The sequence below is a fragment of the Arthrobacter sp. 2MCAF15 genome (assembly GCF_052115605.1).
Lineage (GTDB): Bacteria > Actinomycetota > Actinomycetes > Actinomycetales > Micrococcaceae > Arthrobacter.
In genome coordinates this window covers 1-17,492 of record NZ_JBFRGZ010000021.1, presented here as the reverse complement: position 1 = coordinate 17,492, position 17,492 = coordinate 1, and the positions used below count along the sequence as shown (strand labels likewise).

General features: G+C 66.7%; 17 protein-coding genes and 1 tRNA gene. 2 read left to right on the top strand and 16 right to left on the bottom strand.

The genetic code is table 11. The features are described 5' to 3' along the window. Positions 1 to 1,053, bottom strand: a complete 1,053-nt coding sequence (locus tag AB4089_RS19550) for a zinc-dependent alcohol dehydrogenase (protein WP_441410932.1) — start codon at positions 1,051 to 1,053, stop codon at positions 1 to 3. Between the two features lie 128 nt (positions 1,054 to 1,181). On the opposite strand from AB4089_RS19550, the gene AB4089_RS19545 reads away from it, so the two are divergent. Beyond that, positions 1,182 to 1,268 (top strand) — tRNA-Ser (locus AB4089_RS19545). A gap of 291 nt (positions 1,269 to 1,559) precedes the next feature. Here AB4089_RS19545 and AB4089_RS19540 read toward each other — a convergent pair. The 14 genes from AB4089_RS19540 to AB4089_RS19475 form a co-directional block, all read right to left on the bottom strand. Beyond that, positions 1,560 to 2,336, bottom strand: a complete 777-nt coding sequence (locus AB4089_RS19540) for a type 1 glutamine amidotransferase domain-containing protein (RefSeq protein WP_441410931.1) — start codon at positions 2,334 to 2,336, stop codon at positions 1,560 to 1,562. A gap of 108 nt (positions 2,337 to 2,444) precedes the next feature. Then, complete coding sequence (locus AB4089_RS19535) at positions 2,445 to 2,630, bottom strand: hypothetical protein (protein WP_441410930.1); 186 nt, start codon at positions 2,628 to 2,630, stop codon at positions 2,445 to 2,447. A 105-nt stretch (positions 2,631 to 2,735) separates the two neighbouring features. Further along, positions 2,736 to 3,002, bottom strand: coding sequence for a hypothetical protein (locus AB4089_RS19530; RefSeq protein WP_441410929.1), 267 nt, complete (start codon positions 3,000 to 3,002; stop codon positions 2,736 to 2,738). Positions 3,003 to 3,147: 145 nt separating this feature from the next. After that, positions 3,148 to 3,786: a LutC/YkgG family protein gene (locus tag AB4089_RS19525; protein ID WP_441410928.1), complete on the bottom strand. Its 639-nt coding sequence runs from the start codon at positions 3,784 to 3,786 to the stop codon at positions 3,148 to 3,150. Next, complete coding sequence (locus AB4089_RS19520; protein WP_441410927.1) at positions 3,783 to 5,333, bottom strand: LutB/LldF family L-lactate oxidation iron-sulfur protein; 1,551 nt, start codon at positions 5,331 to 5,333, stop codon at positions 3,783 to 3,785. Before AB4089_RS19520 ends, AB4089_RS19525 begins: the two co-directional genes overlap by 4 nt. Further along, positions 5,330 to 6,133, bottom strand: a complete 804-nt coding sequence (locus AB4089_RS19515) for a (Fe-S)-binding protein (protein ID WP_441410926.1) — start codon at positions 6,131 to 6,133, stop codon at positions 5,330 to 5,332. Before AB4089_RS19515 ends, AB4089_RS19520 begins: the two co-directional genes overlap by 4 nt. Then, positions 6,130 to 7,707, bottom strand: a complete 1,578-nt coding sequence (locus AB4089_RS19510; RefSeq protein WP_441410925.1) for a rhamnulokinase — start codon at positions 7,705 to 7,707, stop codon at positions 6,130 to 6,132. The genes AB4089_RS19515 and AB4089_RS19510 overlap by 4 nt, the downstream gene beginning before the upstream one ends. Continuing rightward, a complete protein-coding gene (locus tag AB4089_RS19505) occupies positions 7,704 to 9,743 on the bottom strand; it encodes a bifunctional aldolase/short-chain dehydrogenase (protein WP_441410924.1) in 2,040 nt (679 codons plus the stop codon). Before AB4089_RS19505 ends, AB4089_RS19510 begins: the two co-directional genes overlap by 4 nt. A gap of 4 nt (positions 9,744 to 9,747) precedes the next feature. After that, the gene (gene rhaI / locus AB4089_RS19500; protein ID WP_441410923.1) at positions 9,748 to 10,926 is read right to left on the bottom strand and encodes an L-rhamnose isomerase; all 1,179 of its coding nucleotides are present in this window, start codon (positions 10,924 to 10,926) and stop codon (positions 9,748 to 9,750) included. Then, complete coding sequence (locus tag AB4089_RS19495; RefSeq protein WP_441410922.1) at positions 10,923 to 11,297, bottom strand: L-rhamnose mutarotase; 375 nt, start codon at positions 11,295 to 11,297, stop codon at positions 10,923 to 10,925. Before AB4089_RS19495 ends, rhaI begins: the two co-directional genes overlap by 4 nt. A 143-nt stretch (positions 11,298 to 11,440) precedes the next feature. Continuing rightward, a complete protein-coding gene (gene rhaS / locus AB4089_RS19490; RefSeq protein WP_441410921.1) occupies positions 11,441 to 12,526 on the bottom strand; it encodes a rhamnose ABC transporter substrate-binding protein in 1,086 nt (361 codons plus the stop codon). 58 nt (positions 12,527 to 12,584) lie between these two features. Next, complete coding sequence (locus AB4089_RS19485; protein WP_441410920.1) at positions 12,585 to 13,598, bottom strand: ABC transporter permease; 1,014 nt, start codon at positions 13,596 to 13,598, stop codon at positions 12,585 to 12,587. Beyond that, entirely contained in the window at positions 13,588 to 14,610 is a 1,023-nt protein-coding gene (locus AB4089_RS19480) for an ABC transporter permease (protein ID WP_441410919.1), read from the bottom strand. The genes AB4089_RS19485 and AB4089_RS19480 overlap by 11 nt, the downstream gene beginning before the upstream one ends. Beyond that, a complete protein-coding gene (locus AB4089_RS19475; RefSeq protein ID WP_441410918.1) occupies positions 14,607 to 16,172 on the bottom strand; it encodes a sugar ABC transporter ATP-binding protein in 1,566 nt (521 codons plus the stop codon). The genes AB4089_RS19480 and AB4089_RS19475 overlap by 4 nt, the downstream gene beginning before the upstream one ends. Before the next feature lie 161 nt (positions 16,173 to 16,333). Here AB4089_RS19475 and AB4089_RS19470 point away from each other — a divergent pair, with 161 nt between their 5' ends. Next, positions 16,334 to 17,350, top strand: a complete 1,017-nt coding sequence (locus AB4089_RS19470) for a LacI family DNA-binding transcriptional regulator (RefSeq protein ID WP_441410917.1) — start codon at positions 16,334 to 16,336, stop codon at positions 17,348 to 17,350. A gap of 13 nt (positions 17,351 to 17,363) precedes the next feature. Here the strand turns inward: AB4089_RS19470 and AB4089_RS19465 are convergent. Further along, positions 17,364 to 17,492: integrase core domain-containing protein (locus AB4089_RS19465; RefSeq protein ID WP_441409243.1), on the bottom strand; the 129-nt coding region annotated here is incomplete at its 5' end.

Sequence of the window (17,492 nt, the reverse complement as noted above, 5' to 3'; positions counted from 1 at the left end):
CTACCTCGTGGCTTCGTTGAACGGGACAGGGGCGGTTTGCTCTTCATTGGATGGTGTTTCGACGGATGGGTGTTCAATGACGTGGCACAGGGCGTCCAAGGTCCCGTCGGCGAGCCGCTGGACGACGCCGGGGAGCTCCGCCAACGGCGACTGCCCGGTGAGGAAGACATCAAAGAGCGGGTCCTGCAGCAGGGCGACGGCGAGCGCGAGGCGCTCGGCGTTGGTGCGGCGGTGCCGGCGGGCGCGGGCTACAACCCCCACCTGGCTGGCCCGGATGGACAGGCGGCGGGCGTGGAAGTCCTCACCCAGCGGGAGGGTGACTTTCCGGTCGGCGTACCAGGACATTTCGATGATGTCGCCGTCGTCGCCCGCCAGCTGCAGGCTCCGCTGCAGGCCCTCCTGCGAGGCGGAGCAGTGGATCACGATGTCGCAGTCCGGGAGGGCGTCGTCGGGGTGGCTGAAGTCGACGCCGAGGGCGTCCGCGAACGCACGTTTGGCGGGGTCGACGTCGACCAGCTGGAGCCGCGCGAGCGGAAAGCCGGCCAGGAGCTTGGCCACCATGCCGCCGACTAGTCCGGCACCGATCACGGCAACCCTGTCGCCCAGCCGGGGTCCAGCCTCCCAGAGGCCGTTGACGGCGGTTTCCACCGTGCCGGTGAGCACGGCGCGGCGGGCGGGAACGCCGTCGGGGACGACGGTGAGGGATTCGACCGGGACGATGAAGCGGTCCTGGTGCGGGTAGAGGCAAAAGACGGTCTTGCCTGCCCAGCCCTCCGGCCCCTCCTCGACCACCCCCACGGTGAGGTAGCCGAACTTCACCGGGTACGGGAAGTCCCCCGCCTGGTTGGGGGCGGCCATGGCCGCCGCAACGCACTCGGGGACGCTGGCGTGATGGACCACCAGCTCGGTGCCCTTGCTGATGCCCGAATACAGGGTCCGGACCAGCGCCTCGCCGGGCCCGCGGGCGGGCAGCACCTCACTGCGGAGCTCGCCCTGCTCCGGGCCGACGGTCCAATAGGCGGTGGCCGTGGCGTGCCGTTCAGAAATCGTCATTGTGCTTCCGAATCTAGTGCTTCTCCCTGTTCGCGGGGAAGGGTGCGGCGCGCGTTCGCGGTGGTGTGCGGGAGCCGTTGGGGCTCGTTTTGTGGATGGGCGCCTTGCTCCGGTACCCTAGTCAGGTTGGTGACGTGTCCGAGCGGCCGAAGGTGCAACACTCGAAATGTTGTTTGGTGTAAAAGCCAACGTGGGTTCAAATCCCACCGTCACCGCGAAATAGCGAGGCCCCTGGTTCCCTTTGTTTACAAGGGAAACCAGGGGCCTTTTGCTTTGTCTTGAACTTACTCTCGCCCGGCGGATGCGGTCCGGGGGCACTTTGGCACGGACACGCCGCGGACATCGGACCAAAGGGCCGAGATCGTGTCCAAAGGCGCCCCGGACGGTGAACGGCCGTGTACGGAACACTCTTAGATGCGCTGGACAGTGTGGTAGCCGGCGCGCGTACGACAATAGACGGCCGCCCCCTCGTCGGGGCGGCCGTCAGTCTTAGTGGGCTGTTGGTGTTAGTGCTCCGCTTCTGCGACAGCCTTCTTGGCGTTTTTCTCGGCATCCTTCTCGGCGCGCAGAGCCTCGGTCTCGTGCTGCTCCTCGGCTTTTTCCTGGTGGATGACCGCTGCGAAGAGCTTCTCCATCTCCTTGGCCACGCCTGCGGCTGAGGCCGGGTTCTGGCCGGTCACCAGCCGGTCGTCAACGACGACCTTCTCCTCAAAGACACCCGCGGAGACGTGGGTGGCGCCCTGTTCCTCAAGCCGGTCTGCCAAGAAGAACGGGATGACCTTGTCCTTCCCTGCGGCAACCTCCTCGTCGTTGGTGAAGGCGGCCACCTTCCGGCCCTCGACGAGGCGGAACCCGTTCTCCAATTCCACGTTCAGCAGGCCGGCCGGTCCGTGGCAGACCGCGCCCACCAAGCCACCGGTGTTGTAGACGCTGGCCACCAGATTCTGCAAGCCTTCACTGTCCGGGAAGTCCCACATGGTGCCGTGGCCTCCCACCAGGAAGACTGCGTCGTACTGGCCGGGATCAACGACGTCGACGCGGGCAGTGTTGTAGAGGCCGGCGCGCGTGGTCTCGTCCTCCGTGAAGGCGACTTGGATTGGATCCTCCGAGTCCACCTCGTCGCGCGGGGGCTGGCCGCCCTGGATGGACGCAAAGTCGACGAAATGCCCGGAATCTTTGAAGACCTTCCAAGGATGTGCAGCTTCGGCCACGTTGTAGCCGGTCTTCTCTCCGGTATCGCCGATCTCGGAAACGCTGGTCAGAACCATGAGGATTTTCTTCATGAAGTGCTCCTTTCGTCCAACTTCCACCCTACGCCCAGCCCAATTCGGCCTCTCCTCCCTGCTCGGGTGCCGGAGCAGTTGCCACGCGAATAGAACGCTCTGAGACGGTTAGTCGTCGCAGTTCTGCAGGACCCAGTTCTGAGCGCGCCAGATGACGTTGTAGAGGTTGTAGGGTGCGACATCAAAGGTGTCCCACTTCTGGCCGACGTGAGCGGTCCAGTCAGGAATGGCGCCACAGCAGACACGGTGTCCGAAGACATAGAACAGTGCATGTGGCAGAGCGCGCTTGATCATGGAATGCCTTTCCATTATCGCCGACCCCCGAATGGGGCTAGCGTAGCTGCGCGCTCATAGCGTCATCGTAGCGGACCCCCTGTTCCGGCGAGCGCAGGCAACCGCTCAGACCCCTCCGTCGAGCTGCTCCATCTCCAGGCACGCGTCTTCGTAGGAAACTTCGCCGTTCCGGAAAGCCTGCTCCAGTTCCTTGGCCCTGCGACGCGAGTAGGCAGTACTCAGAGTTCCCGTGACGCCGGCCTCGAGATAGTCGAGCCGGGAGTGCGTGGGCTGCCGGCCTTGGGCGACCAGGTGCCGGCAGATCGCAGTGCGGAACCAAACGCCCGGGTGCATCAAGCGATATGCGTAGGCTCTGGGATCGACGAGGTACATGGTTCCATGGTTCAACTTCCGGCTGAGAAGACCATGAGTATTTTCTGGGTGATCGGGTTGCCGCACTCCCACAGAGCGCGTCACTACCAAACAAGAAAGCCCTGCTTCCCTTGATTTACAAGGGAAACAGGGCTCCGCCTCCCGCCTATCCGCGCACGATCACGACATCCAGGGTTCGCGGGCCGTGGACGCCTTCGACGCGTTCGAGTTCGATGTCGCTGGTGGCGCTGGGGCCGCTGATCCAGGTCTGCGGGCGGGTGGCGTCGAGCCGCCGGAGCGCCTCGGGCAGGATGGCGGTGATGTCCCCGGCCCGGACGATGCAGATGTGGCGGTCCGGGACGAGGCTGATGACCCGGCGGCCCTGGTCCGGGCCGGCGTCGAGGATGATGGTGCCGGTTTCGGCGACCGCGACGGCGCTGCCGGTCACGACGGCGTCCACCCCGTCCAGTTCCTCGACGCTGAGCCGGTGCCCGGGGGCGTCGGCAACGCGGCGGGAGCCGGCGTCGTCCGCGTCCGCCATCGCAAACAGGGACCGATCCATGCCGTGCGGGACGGCGTAGCGGCCGGTGCCCTCAAGCAGCGCAGCGAGCCGCCGGGGCACGCCGGCCGCATCCTCGACGAAGACGTTTGCTTTGTAGTCCAGGAGCCGGTCCGTCAGGAGCTCGATGAGCTCCTGCTCGCCGAGTCCGGAGGCGCGCCGGTAGTCGCGGGGCACCTCGGCCACGGCCGGGGCGTCCCGGAGGGCCGAGCGGATCCGGTCGAGTATTTCTGCGCGCGCGTTCACGGGGTCTCCTCTGTGCCGGCGGGTTCCGTGCCGGCGGATTCGGTACCGTTTGGAGCCGCCGGGCCAGCCGGGGCCCGGTGCTCCTTGTCCCACCATTGCCGGAACGACTGTCCGGGCGGGGCCGGGATGTCCCGGCTCTGGGTCCAGCCGGCCGCGATGCCCGGCAGTTTGGTGATCTTCCGGTCCGGTCCGGCGGCCAGCCGGCCCAGGGGCAACGCCTTCTCGACCAGGCCAAGGTTCTTCCCGGAGGACAGCGCCCAGGAAGCCACTTTCATGCCCAGGTCCATCTGGCTGGGCAATTTTTTCTTGCCGCGTTTGCTGTCCACGTCCTCGCCGCGCAGGTGCACCAGGATGTCCGGGATGTTGATCTTCACCGGGCAGGCGTCGTAGCAGGCCCCGCACAGGGACGAGGCGTACGGCAGGGAATTGTTCTCCTCGGCCGTGATTCCGGTCAGCAGCGGGGACAGGATCGCGCCGATCGGTCCCGGGTAGGTGGACCCGTAGGCGTGCCCGCCGGTGCGTTCGTAGACGGGGCAGACGTTCATGCAGGCGCTGCAGCGGATGCAGTTCAGGGCAGAACGGCCCATTTCGTCGGCCAGGGCGGCGCTGCGCCCGTTGTCGAGCAGGACCAGGTGGACGTTCTGCGGCCCGTCGTCGGGCGTGACGCCGGTCCACAGCGAGGTGTACGGGTTCATCCGCTCCCCGGTGGAGGATCGCGGGAGCAGCTGCATGAACACCTCGAGGTCCTCCCAGGCCGGCAGCAGTTTCTCCACGCCCATGACGGTGATGAGGGTTTCCGGGAGCGTCAGGCACATGCGCCCGTTGCCTTCGGATTCGACGACGGCGAGCGTGCCGGAGTCCGCCAGGGCGAAGTTCGCGCCGGACACGGCGACCTTGGCGGTGAGGAATTTGCGGCGCAGGTGGGCCCGGGCGGCCGCGGCGAGGCGGGCCGGTTCATCGGTCAGGTCCGGATCCACGCCGTCCATTTCACGCAGGAAGATGTCACGGACCTGGCTGCGGTTCTTGTGGATGGCCGGGACCAGGATGTGGCTGGGCTTGTCGTGGTCCAGCTGGACGATGAGCTCAGCGAGGTCGGTCTCCAACGCCGCGATCCCCTGCTCMTCGAGGTACTCGTTGAGGCCGATTTCCTGGGTGGCCATGGATTTGACCTTGACCACCTCGTCGGCGCCCTGCTCACGGATGAGGGCGGTGACTATCCGGTTGGCTTCGCCGGCGTCGCGGGCCCAGTGGATTTTCCCGCCGCGGGCGGTGAAGTTCGCCTCGAACTCCATGAGCAGCTCGGGCAGCCGGGCCATGACCGATTCCTTGATCACCCGGCCCGCCTCACGCAGCTCCTCCCAGTCGGGCAGCTCTGACACCACAGCCAGCCGTTTGTCCCGGATGGTCCGGGTGGCGTGGCCGAGGTTTGCCCGCAGCTGGGTGTTGTCGAGCTCGCGGTGCGCGGCTTTCGGGAAGGGCTCGTGTTCGTGCAGGTTGCCGATGCCGAAAACCGGCAGGGACGGCATCCCCAGGAATGTGCCGCTCATCGTGCGGTCCTTCCCGTGGTGAGGCGGATGTCGCCGTTAACTGCGGCGGGATTTTCGAGGGTGCTGGCCAGGATCTCGGCGAAGTGCATCGTGGTGACGCCGCTGCCCTGCCGGGACAGTCCGCCGCCGATGTGCAGGAGGCAGGAGGCGTCGCCGCCGGCGCAGAGCTCCGCGCCGGTGCCGCAGATGTTGGCGGTCTTGTCCGCGAGCATCGCCGAGGACACGTCCGCGTTCTTCATCGAGAAGGTGCCGCCGAAGCCGCAGCACTGCTCGGCCTCGGGCAGTTCGGCCAGTTCGATGCCGCCGACCGAGCGCAGCAGGTCCAGCTGCCGGTCGCCGAGCCGGAGCAGCCGCATGCCGTGGCAGCTGGGGTGGTAGGTGATCCGGTGCGGGAAATAAGAGCCCAGTTGCGCCGCGGCATCCGTGACGCCGAGGACATCGACCAGGAGCTGGGAGAGCTCGTAGGTCTTGCGTCCGACGGCGGTTGCCCGGGCTTCCAGCCCGGCGTCCCCGCAGCGGCGGGCGATCATGGGGTGCTGGTGCTTCACGGAGGCGACGCAGGAGCCAGAAGGTGCGACGGCGACGTCGTACTCATCTTCCTCGAATGCCTTCACATGGTTGGCGACGACGGGCAGCGCCTCCTTGAAGTAGCCGCTGTTGACGTGCATCTGCCCGCAGCAGGCCTGCCCGGCGGGGAAGATGACTTCGTGGCCGAGGCGCTCGAGGATGGACACCGTGGCTTGGGCCGTCCGCGGGTACATGGCGTCCACGATGCAGGTGGCGAACAACGCGATCCTCACAGGGCACCTCCGGATACGGACCTGGCTGCCGGCTCATGCCCGGCCCGCTGGTCTTCCGCGGCAGGTGAAGGCAGATACTCCGCAGGCTGCTGGGAGGCCCGGACGACGGCCCGCAGCTCGCCCAGGCCACCGCTGAGCACACCGGCGGCCCGGGCCTGGACCAGGACGTTGCCCAGCGCCGTGGCTTCCACGGGTCCGGCCAGGACGGGTTTGCCGGTGGCGTCGGCGGTGAGCTGGCACAGGAGCCGGTTCTGGGATCCGCCGCCCACAATGTGCACGACGCCGGCGTGCACGTCAGCAAGGCGTTCCGCTTCGGCGAGGGTCCGGGCGTAGCCGGCGGCGAGGCTGTCCAGGATGCACCGCACGATGTGCGCGGGATGCTCCGGCAGGACGGCCCCGGTGTTGCGGACCGCGGCCCGGATGCGCTCGGGCATGTTGTCCGGGGCGATGAAATAGGAGTCGTCGGCGTTGATGACGGGTCCTCCGGGCTGAAGGGTTGCGGCGGCGTCGAGCAGTTCCTCGAGTCCGGGCCGGTAGCCCTCGGCTGCCCAGGTGCGCTGGCATTCGCTGAGGAGCCAGAGGCCGCCGACGTTGCGCAGGTAGCGGATGGTGCCGTCCACGCCACGTTCGTTGGTGAAGTTCGCGGCCCGGCTGGCCTCGGTCAGGACCGGGTGGGAGAGTTCGACGCCCACCAGGGACCAGGTGCCCGAGGAGACGTAGGCGAATTTCTCCTCATCGCCTCCGCCGCCCGCGGGCACGGCGGCGACGGCCGAGGCGGTGTCGTGCGAGCCGACGGCCACCACCTTCGTGGCAGCGGGCAGCCCCGTCCGTTCCGCGATCCCCGGCAGCAGGGTGCCGACCGTCTCCCCTGGTTGGACCAGCGGCGGGAACAGGTCCTTGGGCAGGCCCAGGGCAGCCAGGAATTCCGTGGCCCACTCCCCCGCGACGGCGTCGAAGAGACCCGTGGTGGAGGCGTTGGTGGCCTCGGTGCGGCGCTGGCCGGTCAGCAGGAACCCGATGAGGTCCGGGATCAGCAGGGCCTGCACACCGTCCAGCCCGGGCTCGGCGGCGAGCTGGTAGAGGGTGTTGAACGGCAGGAACTGCAGCCCCGTGGTGGCGTAGAGCCGGGCCGGGTCGAGTTTTTCGTGGACGCGTGCGACGGCGCCGCGGCCCCGGTCGTCGCGGTAGCTGAATGGTGCCGCGACGAGTTCACCGGCGTCGTTGACCAGGCCGTAGTCCACGGCCCAGGTGTCGATCCCGATGCTGGCGATCCGCTCGCCGCGGGCCGCGGCCGCCGTGGCGGCGGCCGCGAGCCCGGTGAGGACCTCGGCGAACAGTGCGTCGAAATCCCAGCGGAGGCCCCCGTCGAACTCCTTGACGCCGTTGGGGAAGCGGTGCACGGTCTCGAGCTCCGCCCTCGTCCCGCCGGGGCTGTGCGCAACCCGGCCCAGGATGACCCGGCCGGAGGACGCACCAATGTCGATGGCGGCAAAGACGCTGCCATTCAACGCACTGCCGGGCACCGCTCCGTTGGCTGCCGGAGCGCTGGCCAGGCCGGGGGCTGGTGTGCTCATCGCAGGAAGGCCGCGGCCACGCCGGCGTCCACGGGGATGTGGAGCCCGGTGGTGTGGGAGAGCTCGCTGCCGGTCAGCACGGCGGCGGCGTTGGCCACATTCTCGGGCAGGACTTCGCGCTTGAGAAGGGTGCGCTGGGCGTAGTACTTGCCCAGTTCCTGCTCGTCCACGCCGTAGACAGCGGCGCGCTTGGCGCCCCAGCCGCCGGCGAAGATCCCGGAGCCGCGGACCACGCCGTCGGGGTTGATGCCGTTGACCCGGATCCCGTACTCGCCCAGTTCGGCGGCCAGGAGCCGGACCTGGTGGGCCTGGTCTGCCTTGGTGGCGGAGTAGGCGATGTTGTTCGGCCCGGCGAACACGGAGTTCTTGGAGGAGATGTAGATGATGTCCCCGCCCATCTCCTGGCCGATCATCACCTGCGCGGCGGCCTTGGCCACCAGGAACGAGCCCTTGGCCATGACGTTGTGCTGCAGGTCCCAGTCCTTCTCCGTGGTTTCCAGGAGCGGCTTGGAGATGGAGAGCCCGGCGTTGTTGACCACCAGGTCCAGTCCGCCGAAGGCCAGGACGGCTGCCTGGATGGCGGCGGCGATCTGGGCTTCGTCGGTGACGTCGGCCTGGACGCCGATCGCGACGTCGGAGCCGCCGAGTTCCGCGGCCACCTTTTCAGCGTTCTCGAGGTTCAGGTCCGCGATGACCACGCACGCGCCGTCGGCGGCGAACCGGGTGGCGATCGCCTTGCCGATGCCCGACGCCGCCCCGGTCACCAGGGCGATCCGGCCCGCGTGGGATTTCGGCTTGGGCATCCGGGCCAGCTTCGCCTCTTCCAGGGCCCAGTATTCGATCCGGAACTTCTCGGATTCCTCGATCGGGGCGTAGCTGGAGACGGCCTCGGCGCCGCGCATGACGTTGATGGCGTTGAGGTAGAACTCCCCGGCCACCCGGGCGGTCTGCTTGTTGGCCCCGAAGGAGAACATGCCCACCCCGGGAACCAGGACGATCGCGGGGTCCGCACCGCGCAGTGCAGGGCTGTCCGGGGTCGCGTGCCGGTCGTAGTACCCCTGGTAGTCCTCGCGGTAGGCGGTGTGGAGTTCCTTGAGCCGGGCCACGGAGTCCTCGATCGAGGCGTCCGCGGGCAGGTCCAGGACCAGCGGCTTGACCTTGGTGCGCAGGAAGTGGTCCGGGCAGGACGTGCCCAGGGCCCCGAGCCGCGGGTGTTCGGCGGCTTCGAGGAAGTCCAGGACGGCGGGGGCGTCGCTGAAGTGACCCAGCTGCGGCTTGTCCGTGGAGGCGAGGCCCCGGATCACGGGGGCCAGTGCTGCGGCCTTCGCGCGGCGCTCGGCCTCCGGGAGGGCGGCGTAGCCGGGGAGCTTCGGCCCGAACGGCTCGGCCCGGCCGTGGTCTTTGATGTACTGCTCGGCCTGCTCGATGATCCACAGCGAGTTGCCTTCGGCTTCCTCGCTGGTGGCGCCCCAGGCCGTGATGCCGTGGCCGCCGAGGATGGTGCCGACGGCGTGCGGGTTCGCGTCCTTGATCGCGGCGATGTCCAGGCCCAGCTGGAAGCCTGGGCGCCGCCAGGGCACCCACGCCACCTTCTCGCCGAAGATCTCCTTGGCGAGGGCCTCGCCGTCGGCGGCGGTGGCAATGGCGATGCCGGAGTCCGGGTGCAGGTGGTCCACGTGCGCGGCGTCGACCAGGCCGTGCATGGCGGTGTCGATTGACGGCGCGGCGCCGCCCTTGCCGTGGAGGCAGTAGTCGAATGCGGCCACCATTTCGTCTTCACGCTCGACGCCGGGGTACACGTTTTTGAGCGCCTGCAGCCGGTCCAGCCGCAGCACGGCAAGGCCTTCGGCCTTCAGCGTGCCCAGGTCCCCGCCGGAGCCCTTGACCCAGAGGAGCTCGACGTCCTCGCCGGTCACGGGGTCCTTCTCGGTGCCCTTGGCGGAGGTGTTGCCGCCGGCGAAGTTGGTGTTCCGTTTGTCCGCGCCCAGGCGGTTGGAGCGGGCAATCAGTTCTTCAACAGTCGTGTTCTCAGTCATAGCTCTAGGCGCCCCATCCGGCTTGCTGGCCGCCGACGCGGTCCTCGTTGATCTTCTTCTGGTAGCCGCTGGCCTTGAAAGCGGCCATCGGGTCCGCAGGCAGGCCGCGGGATTCACGCCACTGCGCCAGCGCAGGACGGACATCGGTGTAGAAGGCATCGTTGAAGATGCCGTTTGCGGCCAGGACGTCGCCGCTGCGCTGGGCCTCGGCGAGCGCGTCCGTGTCGATAAGCAGGGCCCGCGCGGTCATTTCCTGGACGTTGAGCACGGAGCGGATCTGGCCCGGGATCTTTTCTTCCAGGTTGTGGCACTGGTCCAGCATCAGGGCGACGCCGGACTCGTTACCCGACGAATTGCCGAACCCGCCGCCGCGGATGACCTCGTGCATGATCCGGAAGAGCTGGAACGGATCGGCCGCCCCGACGATCAGGTCATCGTCGGCGTAGAAGCGGGAGTTGAAGTCGAAGGAGCCGAGCTTGCCCAGGCGCAGCAGCTGCATGACGATGAATTCGATGTTGGTCCCGGGGGCGTGGTGGCCGGTGTCCAGGCAGACGAAGGCCTTCTCGCCCAGGGCCAGGGTCTGGGCGTAGGAGGTGCCCCAGTCCGGGACGTCGGTGTGGTAGAAAGCCGGCTCGAAGAACTTGTACTCCAGGACCAGGCGCTGCTCGGCGCCGAGCCCGGCATAGATCTCCTGCAGGGATTCCGCGAGGCGGTCCTGCCGGCCGCGCATGTCGTCCTGGCCCGGGTAGTTGGTGCCGTCCGCGAGCCAGATCTTCAAATCGCGCGAGCCCGTGGCGTGCATGATCTCAAGGCACTCGAGGTGGTGGTCGATTGCGCGGCGGCGGACCACGGGGTTGGAAGAGGTCAGTGAACCGAACTTGTACTCGTCGTCCTGGAACGTGTTGGAGTTGATGGTGCCGAGCCCCACGCCGAGGTCCGCTGCATACGCCTTCAGCGCCGCGTAGTCATCCACCTTGTCCCAGGGAATGTGCAGCGCCACGGTCGGGGCCAGTCCGGTCAGTTCGTGGACCTTCGCGGCGTCGGCCAGCTTCTCGTGGACGGTGCGCGGAGTGCCGGGGGTGCCGAACACCTTGAAGCGGGTGCCGGAGTTGCCGTAGGCCCAGGAGGGGACCTCGATGGCGAGTTCCCCGAGGCGGCCCAGGGCCGTTTCTGTGGTGTTCATGATTGTTCCTTTTGCGGTTGGTGGTTGTCCCCGGGGGCGTTGGCCTCGGACAACTGGTCCTCGAGATTGAAGATTTCGGTGAGCTGGAGGAAGCCCTGGTCCGGCGCCTGCGCGTCGTCGTCGAACAGGGCTGCCATCTCCGCCTGCCAGCGGCTGTTGACCTCAGTCAGGGCCATGCGGGCCCGGGCTGCGTCGAAGTCATCGCATTCGACGTAACCCACCAGGAGCCCGTCCTCGGCGAGGAACAGCGAGTAGTTGTTCCAGCCGGCCGCTTTGAGTTCCCGGAGCATCTCCGGCCACACGGTGGCGTGGCGGCGCCGGTATTCGGGGATCTGGCTGGGTTTGACGGAGGAGCGGAAGCACACCCTCATGAGGAATTCTCCTGATCTCGACTCTCAGGCATGAGCCTGATTGAATCGATTCATTTAGACAATAGCATTCTGCGGGTTCTTTGGTACAACTCCGGCGCTGATCATGACACCAGCGCCGGAGCGGCGGGTTTCTGGAAACTGGCCTAGAAGTTGTACTGATCCACGTTCTCGGCCGTGAACACGGTGGGATCGCCGAGGAGAACGGTGGAGTCGGGACCGATCTTGAAATCGCCCAGGGTGCCGGCCTTGAACGTCTGGCCTTCGGCGCCGGTGATCTGCCCGGACGCGAGGGCCGCACCGGCGTAGGCGGCGAGGTAGCCGAGCTTTTCAACGTCCCACAGGGCGAAGGACTTCATGGTGCCATTCTTGAGGAATTCCTTGAGCTGGCTCGGGAAGCCCAGGCCGGTCAGCTGCACCTTGCCCTTGTACTCGGATCCTGCAAGGTACTGCGCGGCCGCGGCAATGCCGACGGTCGTGGGCGAGATGATGCCCTTGAGGGTGGGGTGGGCCTGGAGCAGCGCCTGGACTTCCTGCTGGGACTTCTGGGCGTTGTCATCGCCGTAGGCGGTGGCGACGAGCTTGAGCTTGGCGTATTCGGGCTTCAGGAGTTCCTTCTTCATCAGCTCGATCCACGCGTTCTGGTTCGTTGCGTTGGCCGTGGCGGACAGGATGGCGATGTCCCCGCCGTCGGGACCAATGGCGTCGGAAATGAGCTTGATCTGGGTGGACGCAATGCCTTCGGCGGTGGCCTGGTTGATGTAGAGGTCGCGGCAGGACGGGTCGGTGTCGGAGTCAAAGGTGACCACCTTCGCACCGGCGCTGCGGGCCTCGTCCAGTGCCGAACAGATCGCTTTGGGGTCGTTGGCCGACGTTGCAATGACGTTGGCACCCTGCTGCGTGAGCGTGTTGATGTAGCTCACCTGGCTGGAGGCGCTGGCTTCGGAGGGACCGACTTCGGAGAAGGTGCCTTTGTACTCCTCGACCGCGTTCTTGCCGCCGCGGTCGGTGACGGTGAAGTAGGAGTTGTTCAGCTGCTTGGGCAGGAAGGCCACCTTGAGGCCCTCCTTGATCGGGGCATTCGGATCCGCTGCGGCGCTGGAGGAGGCGGCCCCGGCTCCGGCAGTGCTGGAGGTGTTGGTGGTGCCACCGCAGGCGCTCAGCGCGAGCGCGAGTCCCGTGGCGGCGGCGATGTAGGCCGGCGCGAGGCGACGGGACCTGGTCGTGGACATGAATTTCATTGTGGTGCCTTTCAACTGAACGTCGTTGTTGCTGTGGTGTAGACGGTGGTCAGGTTGTTGATGCTTTTTGGGAAAGGGATCGGATCCAGGCGATGGCGTTGGGGGCGACGACGGCGAGGATCAGCAGGCCGCCGGTGAGCATGGACAACGTGTCCTCGGGGACGCTGGCCAGCTGAAGCGCGTTGCGCAGGATGGCGAGCAGCCCGACGCCGGCGATCACGCCCGGCAGGGTGCCTTTGCCGCCAAAGATGGACACGCCGCCCAGCAGTACCGCCGCGATGACGGACAGCTCCAGACCCGTGGCGTTATCGCCGCGGGCGCTTCCGTACCGCAGGGTCCACCACACGCCGACCACCGAAGCAATGGCACCCGAGATGACGAACAGCCAGAATTTGGTCCGGGCGACGCCGATTCCCGAGAACCGGGCGGCGTCCACGCTGTAGCCAATGGCGAACAGGGAACGGCCGAAGCCCGTGAAGTGCAGGGCGACACCGAAGATGATGACCAAGAGAATCACGGGAAGGATCCAGACAGGGATGCCAGTGGAGCCGATCTTTGCCTGCAGGCCGGTGGTGATGGCCCGCGGGAAGCTGGTGACCGCCTGGTCCCCCAGGACAACGAAGGCCAGCCCGCGGTACAACGCCAGGGTGCCGATGGTCACGGCCAGGGACGGCAGGCCGACCACTGAGACCAGGAACCCGTTCAGTGCCCCGGACACGGCGCCGAGGACAAAGCACAGGGGGATGATCGTTTCCATGGGCATCCCGGCGTTCCAGAGGGCTCCGAACACGCAGCTGACGAAGCCTGCGATGCTGGCGACGGAGAGGTCGATCTCGCCGGTGATGATGATCAGCGTCATGGGCAGGGCCAGGAGCAGGACCGGGATCACGTCGATGAGCAGGAACCCGACGTTGCGGGATGTCGCGAATCCGCTGACGGTCAAGGAGGCAACGATGATGCTGGCCACGAGGGCCACAATGATGGCGGCGTCCCAGCTGCGCAGGAAGCCGAAGCGGGGGGTGCGGCGGGTTTCCGCTGCCGGCGGTGCTGTATCAACCAGCATGTGAATCGTGTCCTCTCAGACGGCGCTCGGTGCGCAGGGCAAGGTACCGGTCCAGGACAATCGAGGCCAGGATCAGCACGCCGATCATGGCCCGCTGCCAGAACGGCGAGACGCCCAGGACCGGGAGGGCGGAGGTGATGGTGGTCAGGAGGACCGCACCGAGCGCGGCTCCGTAGACTGTGCCGACGCCGCCGGCGATTGCCACGCCGCCAACCACGGCTGCGGCCACGACGTTCAGCTCAAGGCCCTGGCCGGCCGTGGCGTCCAGGTTTCCGTACTTGGCTGCGTAGATGACCCCGGCCAGTCCGGCGAGGGCGCCGGAGATGGCGAAGGCGGAGAAGACCTTCCGCCCTACCCGGATGCCGTACAGGCGGGCGGCCTGGACGTCCGAGCCGATCGCGTAGAACTCGCGTCCGGAGCGCAGGTTTTTCAGGTAGAGCCCGAACGCCATGACCACCGCGAGGGCAATCAAGGCCAGATACGGGAATCCCAGCAGGGCGCCGGCACCGAGGGCCAGGAAGTCTGCCGGCAGGTCGGACGGGCTGATCTGCTGGCCCTGGGCCCAGGCGAAGTCGACGCCTCGGAAGATGTACAAGGTGCCCAGGGTGACCACCAGGGCCGGCACCTTGGCCACCGCGATCAGCGCTCCGTTGACGGCTCCCAGCAGGGCGCCGATGGCGATGCCGATAACCAGCATGGCGATGACGGGAAGATCGGGCAGCGCGATGAAGATTTTTCCTGTGGCGAACGCGGTCAGGCCGAGCACGGAGCCGACGGACAGGTCCACGTTCTTCGTCACGATCACGATTGCCTGCCCGACGGCGAGGATCACCAGGATCGAGGAGTTCAGCAGCAGGTCTTTGATGCTCTGGCCGCTCAGGAACCGGGGGTTGGCGGCCACGGTGACGGCGATCAGGATCACCAGCGCGAGGAAGACGCTGAATTCACGGGACCGGGTCAAGGTCCCCAGCCAGGCCGTGGACGGCTGCCGTTGCAGGGTTAGGGTGGTCACGCTGTTGTCTCCTTGGTTTTCGGGTCGGCCCCGGTGGCAGCCGTCATGACGGATTCCTCCGTGGCGTCCTTGCGACTCAGTTCTGCGGTGATCCGCCCCTCGTGCATCACCAGCACGCGGTCCGACATGCCCAGGATTTCGGGCAGCTCCGAGGAGATCATGAGGACGGCGAGGCCGGTGCCCGCGAGCTCGGAGATGAGCCGGTGGACCTCGGACTTGGTGCCGACGTCGATCCCGCGGGTGGGTTCGTCGATGATCAGGACACGCGGGCCGGTGGCCAGCCACTTGCCCAGCACAACCTTCTGCTGGTTGCCGCCCGAGAGGGTCGAGATCGGGGACATCGGGGACCCCGCCTTGATCTGCAGTTTCTTGGCCCATTCGCTGGTCGCCTTGGCCTCGGACTGGCTGGTGAGGAGGCCGAAACGGCTTAGTTTCCGCCGGAGCGTCAGCGTGAGGTTCCGGCTGACGTTCAGCTCCATGACAAGGCCCTGTTTGCGCCGGTCTTCCGGAACGAACGCGATTCCGGCGGCCATCGAGGCCCGCGGGTTCAGGGACTTGAGCGGCTCGTCACGGACCAGCACTTCGCCGGAGTCGTACTTGTCGATGCCGAAGACGGCCCGTGCCACCTCGGATCGCCCGGCGCCGACCAGGCCGCTGAGTCCGACGATTTCGCCGGACTTCACCGTGAAGGAAATGTCCGAGAAGACGCCTTTGCGGCTGAGTCCCTTGACCTCCAGCGCGGTCGGGCCGATCTGCGTTTCCTGCTTCGGGAACAGTGACGCGACGTCGCGGCCGACCATCTGCCGGATCACGCCGTCCACCGTCAGTTCGGCGGCCGGGGCGGTGGCGACGTGCGCGCCGTCGCGCATCACGGTGATCCAGTCCGCAAGGGCGAAAACTTCCTCGAAGCGGTGGGAGATGAACAAGACCGCGGCCCCCTGGGCCTGCAGGGTCCGGGTGACGGCGAAAAGCCGGTCAACCTCGACGCCGCTGAGCGCCGCCGTCGGTTCGTCCATGATCAGCACGCGCGCGTCAAGCGAAATTGCCTTGGCGATTTCCACCACCTGCTGGTCGGCAATCGAGAGGCCCTGCGCGGCCCGGTCGGGATCGATCTTGACCCCCAGCTGGGCAAAAAGCTCCAGCGCCTGCTGGCGCATCGCCTTCCGGTCGATCCTGCGCAGGGAGCGCAGCGGCTGACGGCCCATGAAGATGTTCTCAGCGACCGTGAGGTCCGGGAACATGGTGGGTTCCTGGTAGATGACGGCAATCCCTGCTTCGCGGGCATGGAGCGGATCGCGGAACGAGACCTGCTCCCCGTCCAGCAGGACTTCGCCGCGATCTTGCTGGTGCAGCCCCGCGAGGGTCTTGACCATGGTGGACTTGCCGGCACCGTTCTCTCCAACCAACGCGGTGACCTGCCCGCGGTAGAGGCTGAGGCTGGCGCCCCGCAGCGCGTGGACTGCGCCGAAGGACTTGTGGATATCGCGCAGTTCCAGAACGGGAACATCGGCAACCTCGGTACTCCGGCTGCTCCGAACCGTGGCGTCCTGTGCTTCTGCCATGTCCGTTACTCCTTTGTAATGAATCGATTCATTTGTGAACCTACTCACACGTTAGGGCGTGTTTCCATGGCGTGTCAATAATCAAACCTGACGAGGGCCAATGTGAACGACGTAGCATTGATGGAGCGGATTGATTCGATTCAGTGATTGGGAGGTTTAGCGTGCCAAGCGGCCCGGGTGCAAAACTCAAGGATGTCGCCGCGCTTGCGGGGGTATCCGTCGGCACGGTTTCCAATGTCCTCAACCGGCCAGAGCAGGTGTCTTTCGACAAGAAGAGCCGCGTTCTGGCCGCCATTGACCAGCTCGGATTCGTGCGCAACGAATCGGCCCGGTCGCTGCGGTCCGGGTCCACCAGGAGCCTGGGCATGCTGGTGCTGGATGTCCGCAACCCCTTCTTCACCGACGTGGCGCTGGGCGCCGAAAACGTCGCCGATGACCACCACCACTCCCTGATCCTGGCCAACTGCGCTGAGGACGCCGGGCGGGAGCAATCGTATCTGGACCTGTTCGAGCAGCAGCGCGTACAGGGCATCCTGATCACCCCGTTTGGACAGGTCCTCGAGCGGCTCGAGACCATGCGGGCCCGGGGCATTCCCTCGGTGCTCGTGGACCGGCTTGCCCGCACGGACCAGTTCTGCTCGGTCTCTGTGGACGACGTCGCCGGCGGTGCGATGGCCCTGAACCACCTCCTCAGCGTCGGCTCCGTGCGTCCGGCCTTTGTCGGCGGCCCCTTCACGCTGCAACAGGTCGAGGACCGCTACAAGGGCGCCGCCGATGCGGCCGAACAGGCCGGGATCCCCATCCAGCTGTTCGAAACGCCCGACCTGAAATTTGAGCGTGGCCGCCAGGTCGGCGATCTGATCGGAAATCTCCAGCCCGGCAAGCGGCCGGATGCCGTGTTTGCCGCCAACGACCAGCTGGCCCTCGGGCTGCTACAGTCGTTCGCCGCAAATGGGCTTCGCGTGCCCGAGGACATCGCCATTGTCGGCTTTGACGACATCGACTTTGCGTCCCAGTCGAGCATTCCGCTCTCCTCCATCAGCCAGCCGCGACAGCTGATCGGCGAACGTGCCGCAGAGCTCTTGTTCAACGAGATCGCCGACGAGAGCGGCCACGTGCACAGCCAGGTGGTATTCACACCGGAACTCGTCGCTAGGCAGAGCACGCGCCGCGTCTAGCTGTACTGAGCCATTAGGTTGGTGACACTCGGTTGGCGGGTGTGGTTCCGATGCCGGTGTGGATTCGTTCAGTGTTGTAGTGCTGGAGCCAGGGCGCAAGTGCGGCTTGGCGGTCACCGCTGCTGGTGAAGATCTGCCGGTA

What these genes read in the sequence shown, in the direction of transcription:
- AB4089_RS19510 (WP_441410925.1), bottom strand. Translation starts at nt 7,707, where the DNA reads ATGAGCACACCAGCCCCCGGCCTGGCCAGCGCTCCGGCAGCCAACGGA.
- AB4089_RS19485 (WP_441410920.1), bottom strand. Translation starts at nt 13,598, where the DNA reads ATGCTGGTTGATACAGCACCGCCGGCAGCGGAAACCCGCCGCACCCCC.
- AB4089_RS19530 (WP_441410929.1), bottom strand. Translation starts at nt 3,002, where the DNA reads ATGTACCTCGTCGATCCCAGAGCCTACGCATATCGCTTGATGCACCCG.
- AB4089_RS19475 (WP_441410918.1), bottom strand. Translation starts at nt 16,172, where the DNA reads ATGGCAGAAGCACAGGACGCCACGGTTCGGAGCAGCCGGAGTACCGAG.
- rhaS (WP_441410921.1), bottom strand. Translation starts at nt 12,526, where the DNA reads ATGTCCACGACCAGGTCCCGTCGCCTCGCGCCGGCCTACATCGCCGCC.
- rhaI (WP_441410923.1), bottom strand. Translation starts at nt 10,926, where the DNA reads ATGAACACCACAGAAACGGCCCTGGGCCGCCTCGGGGAACTCGCCATC.
- AB4089_RS19535 (WP_441410930.1), bottom strand. Translation starts at nt 2,630, where the DNA reads ATGATCAAGCGCGCTCTGCCACATGCACTGTTCTATGTCTTCGGACAC.
- AB4089_RS19505 (WP_441410924.1), bottom strand. Translation starts at nt 9,743, where the DNA reads ATGACTGAGAACACGACTGTTGAAGAACTGATTGCCCGCTCCAACCGC.
- AB4089_RS19550 (WP_441410932.1), bottom strand. Translation starts at nt 1,053, where the DNA reads ATGACGATTTCTGAACGGCACGCCACGGCCACCGCCTATTGGACCGTC.
- AB4089_RS19495 (WP_441410922.1), bottom strand. Translation starts at nt 11,297, where the DNA reads ATGAGGGTGTGCTTCCGCTCCTCCGTCAAACCCAGCCAGATCCCCGAA.
- AB4089_RS19540 (WP_441410931.1), bottom strand. Translation starts at nt 2,336, where the DNA reads ATGAAGAAAATCCTCATGGTTCTGACCAGCGTTTCCGAGATCGGCGAT.